The organism is Paraburkholderia fungorum (genome assembly GCF_046026025.1).
Taxonomy (GTDB): Bacteria; Pseudomonadota; Gammaproteobacteria; order Burkholderiales; family Burkholderiaceae; genus Paraburkholderia; species Paraburkholderia fungorum_E.
The window spans coordinates 208,079-226,079 of record NZ_JAQQFL010000001.1; the positions used below are offsets into that span (position 1 = coordinate 208,079).

Genomic DNA, 18,001 nt, shown 5'->3' on the forward strand with positions numbered 1-18,001 from the left:
ATTCGCGCGCAGTTGTGGCGCGTTTTTGATACGCTTACGAAACCCTTTCGTAAGCGTGCAGTCCTAAAAAGCGGGGGAGTTTTTAACTCCCCCGCTTTTTTGTTGGCTGCGCGTCCGATTCCTTCTTATTCTTCTTCTCATGCTCGAGTTCTTCGCCACCCTTCATTGGGGCGCAGTCATCCAGATCATCGTCATCGACATCCTGCTGGGTGGCGATAACGCCGTTGTGATCGCGCTCGCCTGCCGCAATCTCCCGCCTGCTCAACGTACCAAGGGCGTGCTGTGGGGCACGGCCGGTGCGATCGTGCTGCGTGTGGCGCTGATTGCGTTCGCGGTCGCGCTGCTCGACGTGCCGTTGCTGAAATTCGCGGGTGGTCTGCTGCTGCTGTGGATCGGCGTACGGTTGATGGCGCCCGCGCATGACGCTCATGAGAACGTGAAGCCGGCCGACAAGCTCATGTCGGCAATCAGGACCATCATCATCGCGGATGCGGTGATGAGCCTCGACAACGTGATCGCGATTGCGGGCGCGGCCGAGGCGGCCGATCCTGAACATCGTCTCGCGCTGGTGATTTTCGGGCTGGTGGTGAGTATTCCACTGATCGTGTGGGGCAGCCAGTTGGTGCTGAGGCTGCTCGACCGCTTTCCGGTCGTCATCACGCTCGGCGCGGCGCTGCTCGGCTGGATCGCGGGCGGCCTGATCATCAACGACCCGGCGGGCGACCGTTGGCCGATCCTCGATACGCCGGCGGCCGAGTACGGCACGAGCATCGCCGGTGCGCTGTTTGTCGTGATCCTCGGTTATCTGCTCAAGCGCCGCAACGCGAAGCGTGCGGCCGCCTGACCATGGAACCATGACGCGACGCTAACGCAACGTTAGCCATCTGGCTGACTGTGTGGAACGAGCCTCGCTGGCTACGATTGAAACGCCTGTCCCCGATTCGAGGGGCAGGCGTTTTTCGTTTCAGGAGCCTGCCGATGATCGTTACTTTGCCGTATTCCCCTTATTCACAGTCCACGCTGTCCCTGCGGCGCGCCTTCGAACGAGCGCGCTGGAGCACGCCGCTCGCCCGTGCGTGCCGCTGCTTCAGTTTCGGTTTCACGCTGATCGAACTGATGATCGTGCTCGCGATTGTTGGCGTCATCGCGGCCTATGCGATTCCTGCGTATCAGGACTATCTAGCCCGCAGCCGCGTGGGCGAGGGGCTCTCGCTGGCCTCGTCCGCACGCCTCGCGGTGTCCGAAAACGCGGCCAGTGGTAATGCGTTCGGTGGTGGTTATGCGTCGCCACCCTCCACGCGCAACGTCGAATCCGTTCATGTCGACGACGACACCGGCCAGATCACCGTCGCCTTCACGACGCGCGTCGCGCCCGCCGGTTCGAACACGCTGACGCTTGTGCCCTCGGTGCCGGACAACGCCGATGCGCCGACTGCACGCATCGCGTTGAGCAAGGGCGTCGTGCAGGCGGGGGCGGTGACCTGGGAGTGTTTCACCGGCGGTAAAACGGCCTCCTCGTTGCCGGCTCCCGGCGTCGGGCCCGCACCTGCCGATGCGCCGTCCTTGCCGTCCAATCTTGCACCGCCGGAGTGCCGTTCGTAAGCAATTGGGTGGGCGATCGGGGAGTTGTTATCCGAACGTAAAACACTGATTTTCGGGATATTTCAGCCCAGCCGGCGCACAGCGGAAGAATTTTTTTGTATAGTGCGCCGGTCGCTGACGTCCACCGGTTACTCGATGCCCACCCCATTTGCGCGCTACCTGTCTTTCATTCTGTTGGCTCTTGCGTTGGTGCTGCCTTATGCAGTCGTCGGCCATACCTATCCGATTCCGACCTTCTACGCTGAATTCACGGCGCTCGCACTGTATCTGCTGACGGGCGCGGGCGTCGTGCTGCTGGTGTGGACGGCGAGGCCGCGCGTGACATTCGCGTCGCCGGTTGTCGCGCTGGTGCCGTTGCTGTTCGGGTTGGTGCTGGTGGCGCAGTCGGTGCTGCTGCCGGTCTCGCAGCCGTCGATGAACTGGCTGGGCGGCGCTTACCTGCTCGCTGCATTGATGGCGACGCACGCCGGCTACGGTTTCACACGCATCAAGCTGAACGAGACAGCACTGCGCTGGGCCGCCGGGGCGTTGATCGTCGGCGGCCTGTTTGCGGTGTTCTGTCAGGTGATCCAGCTGTTTCACCTCGAGACGCGTGTGTCGCCGCTAGTGGTCGCCTACAACGTGACCATCGAGCGCCGGCCGTTCGGCAACATGGCGCAGGCAAACCACCTCGCCAGCTATATCGCGTTCGCGATGGCGGGTGCGCTGTTCCTTGTGCAGACACGCCGCATTGCCATCAGCATCTGGTTGCTCGTGTCGACGATTTTCGCCGTTGGCCTCGCGCTCACCGTGTCGCGTGGCCCCTGGCTGCAGATGGGCGTGATCGTGGTGGCCGGTTTCTGGATGGCCTTCGCGCAGACGCGTAACCAACCGCTTCTGCGTCGTAGCAATCGCGAATGGCTGATTCCGATCGCGCTGGCGGTGCTGTTCTTCGTCGTCAATGCGTTGATCCGCTGGGCCAATGTGCACTATCACCTCGAGCTCGCGCAGTCGGCGGCCGAGCGCTTCAAGGACGCCGGCCAGATTGCGCCGCGCCTCGCATTGTGGAAATACGGCTGGACGATGTTCAAGACGCATCCGCTGCTGGGTGTCGGCTGGGGCGAGTTTCCGAGCTATCAGTTCGAGTATGTGAAGTCGCTGGGCGGCGTCGAGATTGCCAATAACTCGCACGACATCTTCATCGACCTGCTCGCCAAAACCGGCTTGATCGGTCTCGCGATCGTGCTGTTCGGCCTGATTACGTGGCTGGTGCGCGTGGTTCGCGCGCCGCAGACCCCCGCGCGCGTGTTTGGTATCGCGCTGATCGGCGTACTGGTCATGCATGCGCTGGTCGAGTATCCGCAGCAGTACATGTTCTTCCTGCTGCCGGCGATGTTCGTGTTCGGCTTGCTCGAAACACGGCCGTTGCGCCTCGTGCCTGGGCGCCTGTCCTTCGGTGCGTTTGTTGTGGTCGTGTTCGGTGGTCTGGCCGCGCTATATCCGGTGTATCGCGACTACGCGCGCGCCGAGGTGCTGTATTACGGCTCGCGTCCCGCCGAGCAGTACCGGGCGGATCCGTCATTCCTGTTCCGGGCATGGGGCGAGTATGGGATGGCGACGCTGGAGCCGATGAATTCGATGAACCTGCAGTACAAGCTCGCCGCGCACAAACAGGCGATCGCGTTGTTGCCGGGTGAAACCGTGCTGCGCCGGTATGCGGTGCTGCAGGCGCTGGCCGGCGATACGGCGGGAGCGTTCGACACCGTCGAGCGCCTGAAGATCTTTGCTCAGGAATTGCATGACTGGCCGTCGCAGTTGGCCTATCTGTATGGGCTGTGTGACGAGCAGAAGACGCTGGCCGGTTTCAAGGCGGAACTGGTCAAGCGCTATGGCATGCCGCCTGTCGACATCAATCAGGACGACGACAGCGACGACGATTGAGTCGCGCTATCGTTTTATCGCCGAGCCGAGCCGAGCCGAGCCGAGCCGAGCCGAGCCGAGCCGAGCCGAGCCGAGCCGAGCCGAGCCGAGCCGTAGCTGAAGCCGTAGCCGTAGCTTCAGCTTCAGAGGCGAAGCGGGGCGACGACCTTGCCAGTCGTCAACCCGCCACCCAATCCCCCGATTTCCCGCCGTGCTTCTCCAACACCTTCACATCGGTGATCGTCATGCCGCGATCCACCGCCTTGCACATGTCGTACACCGTCAGCAGCCCGACCTGCACGGCGGTTAGCGCTTCCATCTCCACACCCGTGCGCCCCAGCGTCTCCACCTGCACCGTGCAATGCACGCCGGGCAGTTTTTCATCGAGATCGAAGTCCACCTTGACGCGCGTGAGCGCGAGCGGATGACATAGCGGGATCAGATCGGCGGTGCGCTTCGAACCTTGAATCGCGGCGATGCGGGCGATGCCGATCACGTCGCCCTTCTTCGCGTTGCCGTCACGGATCAGCGCGAAGGTCTCCGGCAGCATGCGAATCGAGCCACGCGCAACCGCGATGCGTTTGGTCTCCTGCTTGCTGCCGACGTCCACCATATGCGCCTGGCCGGCGGCGTCGAAGTGAGTGAGTTCAGGCATGGTTGGGCTCCTTCAGGGGGCGCCTATCATAGCAGTGTGGTCAGGCGGGCCGGGATGATTACAATTGCCCTGTGCCCGCTATCTTAGTCCGAGTGACGGGCGTCGCTTTTCGACTTCGTCTTATCGACCTCGCGATGCGTTCGAAACCGTTTCTTGTGATGCTGTTGTCCGTCGCACTCGCGGTTCCGCCGGGTGTGTTTGCGCAATCGCGCGCTGCTTCGGACACGAACCTCGCGCTCAACACGCAGTCCGCGGAACCGCCGCTGGTAAGCGGTCCGGCCGAAACATTCGCCGACCCGATCGTGCCGCCCGACATCGCCCAAGGCGTATTCGGCGTGTATGGCGGCGCGCAGAGCCGCTTCTCCGGCAATAGTGGCGCGGCAACCGGCTGGCGCGCGCCGATCGTCACGCAGCAACTGCCCGACCTCGGCAACGGCGGTTCCGGCTCATTGACGCCACAAGCCGAGCGCAAGCTCGGCGAGCGCGTGATGCGCGAGTTGCGCCGCGACCCCGACTATCTCGACGACTGGCTGGTGCGCGACTACCTGAATTCGGTTGCGGGAAAACTTTCCTCGGCAGCGAGCGCGTTGTACATCGGCGGCTATCGTCCTGCCTTCGAGCTGTTCGCGGTCCGCGACACGCAGATCAACGCCTTCTCGCTGCCAGGTGGTTTTATCGGCGTGAACACCGGTTTGATCGTGACGACGCAAACCGAGTCCGAACTCGCGTCCGTGCTCGGCCACGAGATGGGGCACGTCTTGCAGCGGCACATTTCGCGGATGATCACCACCGGCGAGCGCAGCTCCTATGCGGCGCTCGCCGGCCTGCTGTTCGGCATTGTGGCGGGCGTGCTCGCCCACAGCGGCGACCTCGGCAGCGCGATCGCGATTGGCGGCCAGGCTTATGCGGTCGACAACCAGTTGCGCTTCTCACGTTCCGCCGAGCATGAAGCGGACCGCGTCGGCTTTCTGCTGCTGGCCGGCGCCGGCTACGACCCCTACGCGATGACGACGTTTTTCGGCCGTCTCGATCACGCGGCCATGAGCGACACGGGCATCCCGGCCTACGCTCGCACGCATCCGCTGACCGGCGAACGGATTGCCGACATGGAAGACCGTGCGCGTCGCGCGCCTTACCGGCAGCCGCATCAGACGTCCGAATATGGTTTTGTGCGGGCGCGGGCGCGCTTGCTGCAGGAGCGCTCGCGCGGCGAATACGCCGATGAGATTTCGCGTCTACGCTCCGAAATCGAGGACCGTACGGCGGTGAACGTCGCCGCGAACTGGTACGGGATTGCCTATGGGCAGATGCTGCTCGAACGTTATGACGAGGCGGCGGCGTCGCTGCTTAAGTCACGCGCTGCGTTTGCAGCCGGTGAACGCGGCGAACGCGATGAGGGCGGTGAGGGTGAGCTCATGCGCAGCTCGCCGAGTCTCGACGTGCTGGCGGCCGACATCGCACGCCGCGCCGGGCACGACGACGAGGCGGCGCGTCTTGCCGAATTTGCGCAGAGGCGCTGGCCGCGGTCGAACGCCGCGATCGACATGCATATCCAGACCTTGCTGACGTTAAAGCGATTTGCCGACGCGCAGGCCCTGGCTTTGCAGGAAACGCGCGTGCAACCCGATCAGCCTGCGTGGTGGATGTATCTCGCGCAGGCGAGTGCCGGCAGCGGCGATACGTTGACGCGGCGTCGGGCATTGGCCGAGAAGTTCGCGCTCGAGGGCGCATGGCCGTCGGCCATCCGGCAACTGAAGGAAGCGCGGGATATGAAGGAAATCGGCTACTACGATCTCGCGACCGTCGATGCCCGCTTACATGAAATGGAGAGCCGTTATAAAGAGGAGCGGCTGGACGAGAAGAGTTAGGCGGCTTCGCTATCTGATTACAATGCGCCTACGCAACGCAACGCAACCAGACGGTAGGCGTGCAAACGATCTAGGCACTCGCCGCCGGACTTTCGACAAACCCGAACCGAGCGGCCACTTCATTTCGTTGCACACCTTGCAACGGCAACGCTACCCCGTTGTTCCAGCGAAACACGCCACTCATCGAGTCATCGCCCAACGTTGCGTGATCGGAGAAAACCTCGAGGTCGTGATCGTGCAGAACAGCGATCCTCGTTGGTTTGGAGCCGTCGACAAACAGAATTCCACCTTCATCGTCGACAAACACAGCGACAGGCTCGAACGCCCCACCGGCCTGGTCGGTCAAGGAAAGCACCCCCCCGGCATCGGCTGACAACCTCACCACCCATGGCGTGTAACCCAACTCCACATACACCTGCTGCGGCCCGTTCTGGAAAAACCATTGCCCATGTTCATCGACGTCGTAATTCCGGTTGATGAATCCGAGCAGCGCCTCATGCCGAATCGGCGTACCCGGTGCACCGCCGGCCTGAGCGGCTTCATCACGCATGCGCCAGTTGCCGCGCCGGTCCAGCATCAACCAGCCGGTGCAACTCGGCACGTTCGGCCATTTGGCCAGGGCCTGCTTGACGATGTCATCCATGATCGACGTACCGCTCCAGATAGCCGAGCACGCGCCGCGACAACCAGTCGATACGGCCCGGGAACGGTCCGGTCATAAAGCCGGCGTGGCCGCCATGCCGGGGTTGATCGAGTTCCACCGAGGCCGACACCTCATGCTGAGCGGGTAACGCTTCGGCCGGCAAGAACGGGTCGTTGCGCGCGTTCAGCACGAGGGTCGGTACGGCGATGCCTGGCAGCAACGGGCGTGTGGTCGCGCTGCTCCAATAGTGGTTGGCATCGCGAAAACCGTGCAGCGGTGCCGTTACGACGTTGTCGAAATCGTACATCGTGCGGCTCGCCAGCATCGCGTCGCGGTCGAACAGCCCCGGAAACTGCGCCAGCTTCTGTTCGGCCTTCTGCTTCAGCGTCTTCAGAAAGCTGCGCGTGTAGATCATGTTGATGCCCTGCGACAACGCACGGCCGCCGGCATGCACGTCGATCGGCGTGGAAATCGCCGCAGCGGCCGAGAGCACCTGCGACGCATCTTCGCGCCGTTCGCCGAGCCAGCTCAGCAGCACATTGCCGCCGAGCGACACGCCCGCCGCCACGATCGGTCCACGATGCGCGGCGCGCAGGCGGCGCAGAATCCAGTCGACTTCGTTGCTGTCGGCGAGATGATAGAACCGCGGCAGGAGGTTCAGCGCTCCGCTGCAACTGCGAAAGTGCGGCACGACGCCGTGCCAGCCGTACTCGCGCGCGGCCGCCATGAACGTGGCGGCATAGTGCGAGCTGGAACTGCCTTCGAGGCCGTGAAACAGGACGAGCAAGGGCGCGTCTTGTGCGGGAACGTGCGGCGGGGAGGGCGGGAGCGAGGACGTCAGTGCGGAAGCCGCCTGGCCGTCATGCACGACCCAATCGAGATCGATGAAGTCGCCATCCGGCGTATCCCACCGCTCGCGCCGGAACGTGATTGCCGGACGCCGCCCAAACAGCGACGGGACAATCGTCTGCACATGCCGGTTCGGCAGCCAGAGCGGCGCGCGGTAGAGCAGATCGACGGTGCTCTCGATGGTGGTCCCGACAGCGGCCGCGGCGCGCGGCGCGCCGGCGGAAGCGGAATTATCGTGCGTCGTCCCCCACGGGGACTTTCTGCGAGGCGTACTCATGCCAGCGTCGAAGCCAAAAGGGTGAACCGGTGAAACAGGCGAAAAAACACCTGCCAGGCGTCAGTGCAGCGACCCCTGGCCATGCCGCATCTTGGTGGCGAACTGGCTGGCGGCCTCATTCGGCATCGGGCTCGCGTGAATATGCGCGATCCGCCACTCGCCACGCTCGTGGACCATCACGTAAGTGGTGAACACCATGGCGGGCGCCGCCTTCGGATCGGCCGGGCGGTGCGCTTCGGCAATGGCGTAGACGACGGTGCCGAGGCTGTCATAGACGCGAATATCGAGCGGTTCAATCGCAACGCGCGCGGCTTCGAGCTGGATCTGCAAGCCGGCACGAATACTGTCGAGGCCGTGCAGGTGGGAGCCGTCGGCGCAAATGCAACTCACGAACTCCTCATCGATCCACAGGCCCATCAAACTGTCGATATTCATCTCGGCGACGGCCTGGTAATAGGCGTTCAGCGTATCGGCGGCGGCTTCGAAGATATGGGCAAAACGTGGCATGGCTCGTCAGTCTCTTGTGCGCGGCGCGCGGTTGCGGGGCAGCGGTCAGCGGGACAGTCCGGAGCACCGGACAATCGCACCCAAGCGCGAGAATGCCCGCGCCTCAAGGCGCGAACATGACGCGACGCGCTCTGGGGCGTGCGGTGTTGCGTGCAAGTATCAGCCTAATTCAACGTTGCGCAAGCAACATGCCGCGCAAATCGCCGAATACCTGCTCGGCGCTCAACTGCTTCAGGCAGTTCAGATGCCCGAGCGGACACTCGCGCTGGAAACAGGGGCTGCATTCGAGATGGAGCCATTGTACCTTCGCAAGCTCGGACAAGGGCGGCGTGTGGCGCGGATCGGTCGAACCGTACACGGCCACCAGCGGCCGGCGCAGCGCGGCGGCCACGTGCATCAGCCCGGAATCGTTGGTGACGACCGCGTTGGCCCGCGAGATCAGCGCGCAAGCCTCGCCCAGCGCGGTCTGGCCGCACAGGTTGCGGACGTTCGGCGCTTTATCCGCAATCGCCTGGGCAAGCGGCGCGTCTTTGGGTGAGCCGAGCGCGATGATCTGCGTGTACGGGAACGACTGGCCGACGATCTGCGCGAGCGCGGCGAAATGCTCGGGCGGCCAGCGCTTGGCCGGACCGTACTCGGCGCCCGGGCAGAACACCAGCAGCGGCACGCGCGTATCCAGATTGAAGCGTGCCGAGACCCGCGACGCTTCGTTCAGGTCCGCGTCCAGGCGCGGCATGGGCAGGTCGTCGGGGACTTTGGCGCCCGGCGCGTAGGCAAGGGCGGCGTACTGGCCGACCATGGGCGGGCGCTCGTCCTTGCGCGGATTCGCGTGACGCACGTTCAGCAAGCCGTAGCGGCTTTCGCCGGTGTAGCCGATGCGTAGCGGAATGCCCGCCATCCATGGAATCAGTGCCGATTTGAGCGAGTTCGGCAGGACATAGGCCGCGTCGTAGCCGACATCGCGCAAGTCGCTCGCCAGTTGCCAGCGGCGCAGCATCTGCAGCTTGCCGTGCGCCAGGTCGGTTGCGTAGACGTCGCGGATCTCGGGCATCCGTTCGAGCACGGGCGCGACCCACGAGGGCGCGACTGCGTCGATCACGATGCGCGGATGCAATTTCACGAGGCGCGCAAACAGCGGCTGCGCCATCAATGCGTCACCGATCCAGTTCGGTGCGATAACCAACGCGCGACGCATCAGAGTGGGTGTCCGGTGTCGAAACGAAGCGCCGCGCGAACCATGCGCGTGGCCTTCGATTGGGTAAAAGGGGAAAAGCCGCGCGCCTTGCGGCGCGGATCCGGCGTGACCGGTCCCGCCGCGGCTGCGGCGTTGCTGCGAAGCGATTGCGTTGCCGCCACCTGCTGCAAAAGCTCAGTCGACCCGTCACATGACGAACCAGACAGCAGGCGCGCCAGCAAGGAGCGCAGCAAACGATCAGCGCTCAGTGCGCAGTGCTCAAGATCAGTGACCCCTGACCACTTCGCCTTCGCGCAGCTTGTAACGCGTGCTGCAGTACGGGCATTTGGCTTCGCCGTGCGTGACGTCGATAAAGACGCGCGGATGCGCGCTCCAGCGCGGCATGGCCGGATTCGGGCAGTACGCCGGCAGGTCTTTTGCCGTCAGTTCGACCAGCGGCATTTCCTTGATTTCGCTCATGGGGACTTTCTCGTTGTATGCAGGGTGCGTGCGTTGCGCCGGCAAAAAAAGCCGAGGGCCGAAGGGCCGGCGCAGCGCGCGTTAGATCTTGGTGAGCCAGTGCGCGTACTTGTCGCTCTTGCCGTTCACGATATCGAAGAAGCCCGATTGCAGCTTCTCAGTGATCGGGCCGCGTGTGCCCGAGCCGATCGTGCGGTTGTCGAGTTCGCGGATCGGCGTGACTTCCGCGGCGGTGCCGGTGAAGAACGCTTCGTCGCAGGTATAGACTTCGTCGCGCGTGATGCGCTTCTCGATGACCTGGATGCCCGCGTCGCGCGCCAGCGTGATGACCGTGTCGCGCGTGATGCCGTCGAGGCACGACGCCAGATCCGGCGTGTACAGCTTGCCGTTGTTCACGAGGAAGAAGTTTTCGCCGGAGCCTTCCGACACGTAGCCGTCTACGTCGAGCAGCAGCGCTTCGTCGTAACCGTCGGCAATCGCTTCCTGGTTGGCGAGGATCGAGTTCACGTACCAGCCCGACGCCTTGGCGCGGACCATCGACACGTTCACGTGATGGCGCGTGAACGACGAAGTCTTTACGCGAATGCCCTTGGCAATGCCGTCTTCACCGAGGTAAGCGCCCCACGGCCACGCGGCGATCGCCACATGGATCGTGTTGCCTTTGGCCGACACGCCGAGCTTTTCCGAGCCGACCCAGATGATCGGGCGCAGATAGCAGGATTCCAGCTTGTTTTCGCGGACCACTTCGCGCTGTGCGGCTGCCAGCGTTTCGTGGTCGAACGGCACGTCCATCTGGAAGATCTTGGCCGAGTTCAGCAGGCGCTTGGTGTGTTCCTGGAGGCGGAAAATTGCCGTGCCGCCGTCCGCCGTCTTGTAGGCGCGTACGCCTTCGAAAACGCCCATGCCGTAATGCAGCGTGTGGGTAAGCACGTGGATCTTGGCGTCGCGCCAGTCGATGAGCTTGCCATCCATCCAGATCTTGCCGTCGCGGTCGGCCATTGACATAAGATTCTCCAGCGGGTGCGGTGAAAGAGCGTCATTTTAGCGTCTTTTGCACACGAAACGGGCATTTGGCCGCATGCCGGGCGCTATAATTCGGCGCACGCATAATTCAAATCCGGATGCGCCAGCGGGTGCTTGACGACCTGGCGCCGACTTCCCTTCGTTGTGGCGCCGCCTCGCGTCCGCTTCGCCTCATGCTCGCTTGCCTGTCAGATACCGATCGCCGCGCCTTCCGTGAGGGCGTGCGCGCCTATTCGCCCACGCTGATGGCGATTTTCTCCTGGGGTCTCGTCACCGGCATTGCGATGAGCAAGTCCGTGCTCACGTTGCCGCAAGCACTCTCCATGTCGCTGCTGTGCTACGCCGGTTCGTCGCAACTGGCGGTGCTGCCGCTGCTGGCCGCCAAGCTGCCGATCTGGACCGTGCTGCTCACGGCCGCCATGGTCAATACGCGTTTTGTGATCTTCAGCGCGGGTCTTGCTCCGCATTTTTCCTATTTGCCGATGTGGCGGCGCATCGTGCTGGGCTATTTCAACGGCGACGTGATCTATCTGCTGTTCCAGAAGAAGAGCTTCCAGACCGGCTACGTACCGGGAAAGGAGGCGTACTTCTGGGGCATGGCGACGTGCAGCTGGTTGTCGTGGCAGGTCTCGTCGATTGTCGGCATCCTGCTGGCGAGCCTGATTCCGGACAACTGGGGCCTCGCGCTCGCGGGCACGCTGGCGCTCTTGCCCATCATGGTGTCGGCGATCGCCACGCTTGCCACGCTGGTCGCCGTCAGCATTGCCGGCGTGGTGTCGCTGCTGGCGTTCGACCTGCCGTACCGGCTCGCGCTGCCGCTGGCGGTGATCGCGGCGATTGTCGCGGGCAGTGCAGCCGATCTGATGGTCGAGCGTGCTGACTTGCGCCGCATCCGTAACAGCGCCGGAGATTCCCAATGACATCCACGCAGATCTGGCTGGCCATTATCGGCATGACCTTCGTCACCGCCGTGACACGCGCCATGTTTCTAATCGGCGGCGAGCGCACGGTTTTGCCGGAGCGCGTGCAGCGGATGCTGCGCTATGCGCCGGCCGCGGCGCTGGCTGCCGTCGTGCTGCCCGATGTGCTGGCAACCCCGGAGGGGCTCTCCTTCGCACCGTCGAACCACGAGTTTTACGCGACGCTGTCCGGTCTCGCGTGGTTTATGTGGCGGCGCACCATGCTCGGTACTATTGTGGTGGGAATGGTCGTGTTCACGCTCTTGCGCCTCTTTATGTAGTTGATTGGGAATGAAATGCTGCGTTGCGGCATGCGTGGCGCATTCTCCAAATACGGGACATTCGCCTGGTTGCGGGTCAGAAGGCCGTGGGGATCAGTTAAAATGCTCGTTTCTGGGACAAGCGCCCCGCTGCATGGCGCGACAGCCGCGGCCAGGCCGCCGGCGCCCGATTCGGTGGAGCCGCTGCCGTGCCGAAGCGCTGGAGTCTGCCGCGCCAGGTTCCTGGCGCGTCGTCCGCCACCGCCTTCTCATCAACTCGCACATACACGCCCATGAACAAGGTATTGCGTCTCTCCGATCTGATCGCCGAAGGCAAGCTATCCGGCAAACGCGTGTTCATCCGCGCCGATCTGAACGTGCCGCAGGACGATCAAGGCAACATCACCGAAGACACTCGCATCCGCGCCTCCGTGCCGGCCATCAAGGCCGCGCTGGACGCAGGCGCCGCCGTGATGGTCACGTCGCACCTGGGGCGCCCGACCGAAGGTGAATTCAAGCCGGAAGACTCGCTCGCGCCGGTCGCGAAGCGTCTGGCCGAGCTGCTCGGCCGTGATGTGCCGCTGGTCGCCAACTGGGTCGAAAACGGCGTGAACGTCGCGCCGGGCCAGGTCGTGCTGCTGGAAAACTGCCGCGTCAACAAGGGCGAAAAGAAGGATTCCGACGAGCTCGCGCAGAAAATGGCGAAGCTCTGCGATATCTACGTGAACGACGCGTTCGGCACTGCGCACCGCGCCGAAGCCACCACGCACGGCATCGCGAAGTACGCACCGGTCGCCTGCGCAGGCCCGCTGCTCGCCGCTGAGCTCGAAGCGCTCGGCAAGGCGCTGGGCGCGCCGAAGCGCCCGCTGGTGGCGATCGTCGCCGGCTCGAAGGTGTCCACCAAGCTGACCATTCTGAAGTCGCTCGCCGACAAGGTCGATCAGTTGATCGTCGGCGGCGGCATCGCCAATACGTTCATGCTGGCGGCCGGCCTGAAGATCGGCAAGTCGCTCGCCGAAGCCGATCTGGTCAGCGAAGCCAAAGTCATCATCGAGGCTGCGAAAGCCCGCGGCGCCTCGGTGCCGATCCCGACCGACGTGGTGACGGCGAAAGAATTTTCGCCGACCGCCAAGGCTGAAGTGAAGGCCGTCGCGGATGTTCAAGACGACGACCTGATCCTCGACATCGGACCGGAAACCGCCAAGGTGCTCGCCGCACAACTGGAAAAGGCCGGCACGATCGTGTGGAACGGGCCGGTTGGCGTGTTCGAGTTCGATCAGTTCGGCAACGGCACCAAAACCCTGGCTGAAGCGATCGCCAAATCGTCGGCGTTCTCGATTGCCGGCGGTGGCGATACGCTGGCGGCCATTGCCAAGTACGGCATCCACGACAAGGTCAGCTACATTTCCACGGGCGGTGGCGCCTTCCTTGAGTTCCTCGAGGGCAAGACGCTGCCGGCGGTCGCTGTTCTGGAATCGCGGGCTTAACGTGGCGACGCGCTCCCCCTCAGCGAAGTCTGCAAAAGCGCGCGGCGGCAAGCCGCGCAATACCGCAGCAGCAACGGCGGTGGAGCGCGAAGCGCGCTCCACCCCTGTGTCACAAGCGGTAGCGGTTGTGACAATCGAGCAGGAAGAATCCGGGTCGCCCCTCGCGCTCGCGGAGTTGACCACGGTCGGCGAGGCAGCGGAATTGTCCAACGGACAAACCGCCCACTCGCCGGCTGAACTCCCGGACGTAGAAGTCGCACCCGCCCCCCTATCGGCGCGCCCCGCGCCGGTGTCGAATACCGCTTCACCCCATAAAGCGACGCTGGTTTCAACCGGCGCGCAGCCCCCAGCAGCACCCTTCGGTGCGCAGCCTCCGCATCCGACTCGCAGCGCTCATTCCAGCGATCTCACCCAGACGAGGAGACTCATGCATCGCGCCACCAAGATTGTCGCTACCATCGGACCGGCTTCCAGCACGCCGGAAATCCTGCTGCAAATGATTCAGGCAGGGGCCGACGTGGTGCGGCTCAATTTCTCGCACGGCACCGCCGACGACCACCGCCAGCGCGCCGAATTCGTGCGCGAGGCGGCCCGCCAGGCTGGCCGTGAAGTTGCCATCATGGCTGACCTGCAAGGCCCGAAGATTCGGGTCGGTAAGTTTGAAAACGGCAAGACCACGCTCGTTTCCGGCCATCCGTTCATCCTCGATGCCGAGTGCGAGCTGGGCAACGACGACCGTGTCGGTCTCGACTACAAAGATCTGCCGCGCGACCTGAAACCGGGCGACGTGCTGTTGCTCAACGACGGCCTGATCGTGCTCGACGTGGTGCGCGTGCTCGGCAGTGAGATCCACACCACCGTGAAGGTCGGCGGCGATCTGTCGAACAACAAGGGCATCAACCGCCAGGGCGGCGGTCTGACGGCGCCGGCCCTTACGGCCAAAGACATGGAAGACATCCGCACGGCGATGTCGCTCGGCGTGGATTTCGTCGCGGTATCGTTCCCCAAGAACGCCACCGACATGGAAATGGCCCGCCAGCTCGCGAACATCGCGGGCGCGCCCTACGGCATCAAGCCGAAGATGATCGCGAAGATCGAGCGCGCGGAAGCGATTCCGGCGCTGCAAGGCATCCTCGACGCCTCGGACGGCATCATGGTCGCGCGCGGCGATCTGGCCGTGGAAGTGGGCAATGCCGCAGTGCCCGCACTGCAGAAGCGCATGATTCGTATGGCGCGTGAATCGAACAAGTTCGTGATCACCGCGACCCAGATGATGGAGTCGATGATCTACGCACCGGTGCCGACCCGTGCCGAAGTGTCGGACGTCGCCAACGCGGTGCTCGACGGCACGGACGCGGTGATGCTGTCGGCCGAATCCGCAGCGGGCAAGTATCCGGTGCAGACCATCGAGACGATGGCGGCGATCTGCGTGGAAGCCGAGAAGTCGGAACAGTCGGAGCTGGACAAGGATTTCCTCGACCGCACGTTCACGCGAATCGACCAGTCCATCGCCATGGGCGCGCTGTTCACGGCGTTCCACCTGGGTGCGAAGGCGATCGTCGCGTTGACCGAGTCAGGGTCGACGGCGTTGTGGATGTCGCGTCACTGGACGCACGTGCCGATTTTCGCGCTCACACCGCGTGTCGGCAGCGAACGGGCCATGGCGATCTATCGCAACGTCACGTCGCTGCATCTGGACACCAGCAGCGACCGCGACACCGCGTTGCAGCAGGCGCTGGAAACCGTGGTCAGCAAGGGTTACGCGTCGCGCGGCGACATGGTGGTGCTGACCGTCGGCGAGCCGATGGGTCAGGCCGGCGGCACCAACACGCTGAAGATCGTGCGCGTCGGCGAGCCGTATTGATCGGCGCACTGTGTGTGGGGCGGGAGTAAGTGCTAAAGCACTCGCCCCCGCCGACACGGCAAATTGCTCGATCGGCACGCAGGCTTGATTGAGCGAAGCAGGCTGTCATGCCCCGCGAGAGGCGGCGCACAGACTCCAATCGCGCGTGCGGTAAAGGTCCGCAAGTGATGCGCTTTAGGGAATGTGTGAACGGGTATGCAGCTTGCTTCGCGATAAAATCGCCGCAAAAGATGCCGACGGCACAGAATTCGTTTCAATCTAAGGAGTTACAGCATGCCTCTCGTATCAATGCGTCAATTGCTGGACCATGCCGCCGAAAACGGCTACGGCATTCCGGCATTCAACGTGAACAATCTGGAGCAGGTGCAGGCCATTATGGCTGCGGCCGACAAGGTCAATGCTCCGGTCATCATGCAAGCATCGGCCGGCGCGCGTAAGTACGCGGGCGAGCCGTTCCTGCGTCATCTGATCGAAGCGGCAGTCGAGTCGTATCCGCATATTCCGGTCGTGATGCACCAGGACCACGGTCAATCGCCGGCGGTTTGCATGGCGGCGATCCGCAGCGGTTTCACCAGCGTGATGATGGACGGTTCGCTCGAAGCCGACGGCAAGACGGTCGCATCGTACGAATATAATGTCGAAGTTTCGCGCAGGGTGGTTGAAGCGGCGCACTCGATCGGCATCACGGTGGAAGCGGAGCTGGGCGTGCTCGGTTCGCTGGAAACCATGAAGGGCGACAAGGAAGACGGCCACGGCGCGGAAGGCACGATGACCCGCGAGCAACTGCTGACCGACCCGGAACAGGCTGCCGACTTCGTCAAGCAGACGCAATGCGACGCACTGGCGATCGCGATCGGCACCTCGCACGGCGCGTACAAGTTCAGCAAGAAGCCCACGGGCGACATCCTGTCGATCCAGCGCATCAAGGAAATTCATCAGCGCATTCCGAATACGCACCTGGTGATGCACGGTTCGTCGTCGGTGCCGCAGGAACTGCTCGCGGAAATCCGCGAATTCGGCGGCGACATGAAGGAAACCTACGGCGTGCCGGTCGAGGAAATTCAGGAAGGCATCAAGCACGGCGTGCGCAAGGTCAACATCGACACCGACCTGCGTCTGGCGATCACCGGCGCGATTCGCCGCTACATGGCGACCAATCCGGGCAAGTTCGATCCGCGCGACTACCTGAAGCCGGCGCGCGAAGCCGCGATGAAGATCTGTCTCGAACGCTTCACACAATTCGGCTGCGAAGGCCAGGCTGGCAAGATCAAGCCGGTTTCGCTTGATAAAATCGCGGAAAAGTACAAATCGGGCGACCTTGCGCAAGTCGTCCGCTAAGCTATAACCAGGCTCTGCACCTGGCTGATTGGCCAGGTTGTCGTTCGATCGCCGTTCCCGCATCATCCGGGGAACGGCGTTTCCCTTTTGTTCCGGTCACACTTTTTGCCCCACTTTTAGCGAACCACGACGATGTCTACCCTTTACGAATCCACGCTCCACTCGCTGCCGCTACTCGGCCGCGGTAAAGTCCGCGACAACTATGCGGTGGGCAACGACCAGTTGCTGATCGTCACGACCGACCGTCTGTCGGCGTTCGACGTCATCATGGGCGAGCCGATTCCGAATAAGGGCCGTGTGCTCAACGAAATGGCGAACTTCTGGTTCGAGAAGCTGAAGCATGTGGTGCCGAATCACCTGACGGGCGTGGCGCCCGAATCCGTGGTGGCGGCTGACGAGGTCGAACAGGTCAAGGGCCGCGCGGTGGTGGTGAAACGCCTCGAACCGATCCTCGTCGAGGCTGTGGTGCGCGGCTATCTGGCCGGCAGCGGCTGGAAAGACTACCAGGCAACCGGTTCCGTTTGCGGCGTGGAACTGCCGCCGGGTCTGCAGAACGCGCAGAAGCTGCCTGAGCCGATTTTCACGCCGGCAGCCAAGGCCGAAATGGGCCACCACGACGAGAACATCACGTACAACGAGATGGAGCGCCGCATCGGCACCGAACTGTCGGCCACGATCCGCGACATCTCGATCAAGCTGTACAAGGAAGCCGCTGACTACGCCGCCACGCGCGGCATCATCATCGCGGATACGAAGTTCGAATTCGGTCTGGACAACCACGGCCAGCTGTACCTGATGGACGAGGCGCTGACCGCCGATTCGTCGCGCTTCTGGCCGGCTGACCAGTATCAGGTCGGCACCAACCCGCCGTCGTTCGACAAGCAGTTCGTGCGCGACTGGCTCGAAACCCAACCGTGGAAGAAAGAGCCGCCCGCGCCGAAGCTGCCGGACGACGTGGTCACGAAGACGGGCGAGAAGTATCAGGAAGCGCTCGAACGTCTGACGGGACACAAGCTCGCTTGAGCGCACCTCGTTAGATCCGCGCAGTGTGAGACAACGCCGGACCGCCCCAGGCTGTCCGCGCCGATGGAAGTCCCCTTGGGGGATCACCCCCTC

General features: G+C 63.5%; 17 protein-coding genes. 10 read left to right on the forward strand and 7 right to left on the reverse strand.

All coding sequences use genetic code 11. The features are described from left to right. Positions 1-139 precede the first annotated feature (139 nt). From PQR67_RS00960 to PQR67_RS00970, 3 genes are all read left to right on the forward strand, one after another. Positions 140-844 (forward strand): TerC family protein, encoded by a 705-nt coding sequence (locus tag PQR67_RS00960; RefSeq protein ID WP_408453193.1) that lies wholly within the window; start codon positions 140-142, stop codon positions 842-844. A 134-nt stretch (positions 845-978) separates the two neighbouring features. Then, entirely contained in the window at positions 979-1,602 is a 624-nt protein-coding gene (locus tag PQR67_RS00965; protein ID WP_408453196.1) for a pilin, read from the forward strand. 135 nt (positions 1,603-1,737) lie between these two features. Then, on the forward strand, positions 1,738-3,522 hold the full coding sequence (locus PQR67_RS00970) for a PglL family O-oligosaccharyltransferase (protein ID WP_408453198.1): 1,785 nt from the start codon (positions 1,738-1,740) through the stop codon (positions 3,520-3,522). 157 nt (positions 3,523-3,679) lie between these two features. Here PQR67_RS00970 and moaC read toward each other — a convergent pair whose 3' ends face one another. Further along, entirely contained in the window at positions 3,680-4,156 is a 477-nt protein-coding gene (moaC, locus tag PQR67_RS00975) for a cyclic pyranopterin monophosphate synthase MoaC (protein WP_408453200.1), read from the reverse strand. Between the two features lie 134 nt (positions 4,157-4,290). Between moaC and PQR67_RS00980 the strand changes: the two genes are divergently transcribed. Next, the gene (locus tag PQR67_RS00980; RefSeq protein WP_408453202.1) at positions 4,291-6,024 is read left to right on the forward strand and encodes a M48 family metalloprotease; all 1,734 of its coding nucleotides are present in this window, start codon (positions 4,291-4,293) and stop codon (positions 6,022-6,024) included. 70 nt (positions 6,025-6,094) lie between these two features. Here the strand turns inward: PQR67_RS00980 and PQR67_RS00985 are convergent, their stop codons facing one another. From PQR67_RS00985 to PQR67_RS01010, 6 genes are all read right to left on the reverse strand, one after another. Continuing rightward, positions 6,095-6,667 (reverse strand): DUF2946 family protein, encoded by a 573-nt coding sequence (locus tag PQR67_RS00985; protein ID WP_408453205.1) that lies wholly within the window; start codon positions 6,665-6,667, stop codon positions 6,095-6,097. Continuing rightward, positions 6,660-7,793, reverse strand: coding sequence for a YheT family hydrolase (locus tag PQR67_RS00990; RefSeq protein WP_408453208.1), 1,134 nt, complete (start codon positions 7,791-7,793; stop codon positions 6,660-6,662). The genes PQR67_RS00985 and PQR67_RS00990 overlap by 8 nt, the downstream gene beginning before the upstream one ends. 60 nt (positions 7,794-7,853) lie before the next feature. After that, positions 7,854-8,300 carry a nuclear transport factor 2 family protein gene (locus tag PQR67_RS00995; protein WP_408453211.1) on the reverse strand — a complete coding sequence of 149 codons (447 nt, stop codon included), beginning with the start codon at positions 8,298-8,300 and terminating at the stop codon, positions 7,854-7,856. Between the two features lie 169 nt (positions 8,301-8,469). After that, on the reverse strand, positions 8,470-9,495 hold the full coding sequence (waaF, locus tag PQR67_RS01000; protein ID WP_408453213.1) for a lipopolysaccharide heptosyltransferase II: 1,026 nt from the start codon (positions 9,493-9,495) through the stop codon (positions 8,470-8,472). Between the two features lie 264 nt (positions 9,496-9,759). Further along, positions 9,760-9,954 carry a zinc-finger domain-containing protein gene (locus PQR67_RS01005; RefSeq protein ID WP_408453216.1) on the reverse strand — a complete coding sequence of 65 codons (195 nt, stop codon included), beginning with the start codon at positions 9,952-9,954 and terminating at the stop codon, positions 9,760-9,762. Positions 9,955-10,035: 81 nt separating this feature from the next. After that, the gene (locus PQR67_RS01010) at positions 10,036-10,959 is read right to left on the reverse strand and encodes a branched-chain amino acid transaminase (protein ID WP_408453219.1); all 924 of its coding nucleotides are present in this window, start codon (positions 10,957-10,959) and stop codon (positions 10,036-10,038) included. A gap of 191 nt (positions 10,960-11,150) precedes the next feature. On the opposite strand from PQR67_RS01010, the gene PQR67_RS01015 reads away from it, so the two are divergent. The 6 genes from PQR67_RS01015 (at position 11,151) to PQR67_RS01040 (ending at position 17,908) form a co-directional block, all read left to right on the forward strand. Further along, on the forward strand, positions 11,151-11,897 hold the full coding sequence (locus PQR67_RS01015; protein WP_408453223.1) for an AzlC family ABC transporter permease: 747 nt from the start codon (positions 11,151-11,153) through the stop codon (positions 11,895-11,897). Next, complete coding sequence (locus PQR67_RS01020; protein WP_120349370.1) at positions 11,894-12,217, forward strand: AzlD domain-containing protein; 324 nt, start codon at positions 11,894-11,896, stop codon at positions 12,215-12,217. Before PQR67_RS01015 ends, PQR67_RS01020 begins: the two co-directional genes overlap by 4 nt. Before the next feature lie 272 nt (positions 12,218-12,489). Continuing rightward, on the forward strand, positions 12,490-13,683 hold the full coding sequence (locus tag PQR67_RS01025) for a phosphoglycerate kinase (RefSeq protein WP_408453231.1): 1,194 nt from the start codon (positions 12,490-12,492) through the stop codon (positions 13,681-13,683). Positions 13,684-14,110: 427 nt separating this feature from the next. After that, positions 14,111-15,547: a pyruvate kinase gene (gene pyk / locus PQR67_RS01030; protein WP_408453804.1), complete on the forward strand. Its 1,437-nt coding sequence runs from the start codon at positions 14,111-14,113 to the stop codon at positions 15,545-15,547. Between the two features lie 273 nt (positions 15,548-15,820). Beyond that, positions 15,821-16,885: a class II fructose-bisphosphate aldolase gene (gene fba, locus PQR67_RS01035; protein WP_408453234.1), complete on the forward strand. Its 1,065-nt coding sequence runs from the start codon at positions 15,821-15,823 to the stop codon at positions 16,883-16,885. A gap of 132 nt (positions 16,886-17,017) precedes the next feature. Further along, on the forward strand, positions 17,018-17,908 hold the full coding sequence (locus PQR67_RS01040; RefSeq protein ID WP_028196245.1) for a phosphoribosylaminoimidazolesuccinocarboxamide synthase: 891 nt from the start codon (positions 17,018-17,020) through the stop codon (positions 17,906-17,908). Positions 17,909-18,001: the final 93 nt, after the last annotated feature.

Coding starts and splice junctions, on each gene's coding strand:
- PQR67_RS00960 (WP_408453193.1), top strand. CDS start 140: ATGCTCGAGTTCTTCGCCACCCTTCATTGGGGCGCAGTCATCCAGATC.
- PQR67_RS00965 (WP_408453196.1), top strand. CDS start 979: ATGATCGTTACTTTGCCGTATTCCCCTTATTCACAGTCCACGCTGTCC.
- PQR67_RS00970 (WP_408453198.1), top strand. CDS start 1,738: ATGCCCACCCCATTTGCGCGCTACCTGTCTTTCATTCTGTTGGCTCTT.
- moaC (WP_408453200.1), bottom strand. CDS start 4,156: ATGCCTGAACTCACTCACTTCGACGCCGCCGGCCAGGCGCATATGGTG.
- PQR67_RS00980 (WP_408453202.1), top strand. CDS start 4,291: ATGCGTTCGAAACCGTTTCTTGTGATGCTGTTGTCCGTCGCACTCGCG.
- PQR67_RS00985 (WP_408453205.1), bottom strand. CDS start 6,667: ATGGATGACATCGTCAAGCAGGCCCTGGCCAAATGGCCGAACGTGCCG.
- PQR67_RS00990 (WP_408453208.1), bottom strand. CDS start 7,793: ATGAGTACGCCTCGCAGAAAGTCCCCGTGGGGGACGACGCACGATAAT.
- PQR67_RS00995 (WP_408453211.1), bottom strand. CDS start 8,300: ATGCCACGTTTTGCCCATATCTTCGAAGCCGCCGCCGATACGCTGAAC.
- waaF (WP_408453213.1), bottom strand. CDS start 9,495: ATGCGTCGCGCGTTGGTTATCGCACCGAACTGGATCGGTGACGCATTG.
- PQR67_RS01005 (WP_408453216.1), bottom strand. CDS start 9,954: ATGAGCGAAATCAAGGAAATGCCGCTGGTCGAACTGACGGCAAAAGAC.
- PQR67_RS01010 (WP_408453219.1), bottom strand. CDS start 10,959: ATGTCAATGGCCGACCGCGACGGCAAGATCTGGATGGATGGCAAGCTC.
- PQR67_RS01015 (WP_408453223.1), top strand. CDS start 11,151: ATGCTCGCTTGCCTGTCAGATACCGATCGCCGCGCCTTCCGTGAGGGC.
- PQR67_RS01020 (WP_120349370.1), top strand. CDS start 11,894: ATGACATCCACGCAGATCTGGCTGGCCATTATCGGCATGACCTTCGTC.
- PQR67_RS01025 (WP_408453231.1), top strand. CDS start 12,490: ATGAACAAGGTATTGCGTCTCTCCGATCTGATCGCCGAAGGCAAGCTA.
- pyk (WP_408453804.1), top strand. CDS start 14,111: ATGCATCGCGCCACCAAGATTGTCGCTACCATCGGACCGGCTTCCAGC.
- fba (WP_408453234.1), top strand. CDS start 15,821: ATGCCTCTCGTATCAATGCGTCAATTGCTGGACCATGCCGCCGAAAAC.
- PQR67_RS01040 (WP_028196245.1), top strand. CDS start 17,018: ATGTCTACCCTTTACGAATCCACGCTCCACTCGCTGCCGCTACTCGGC.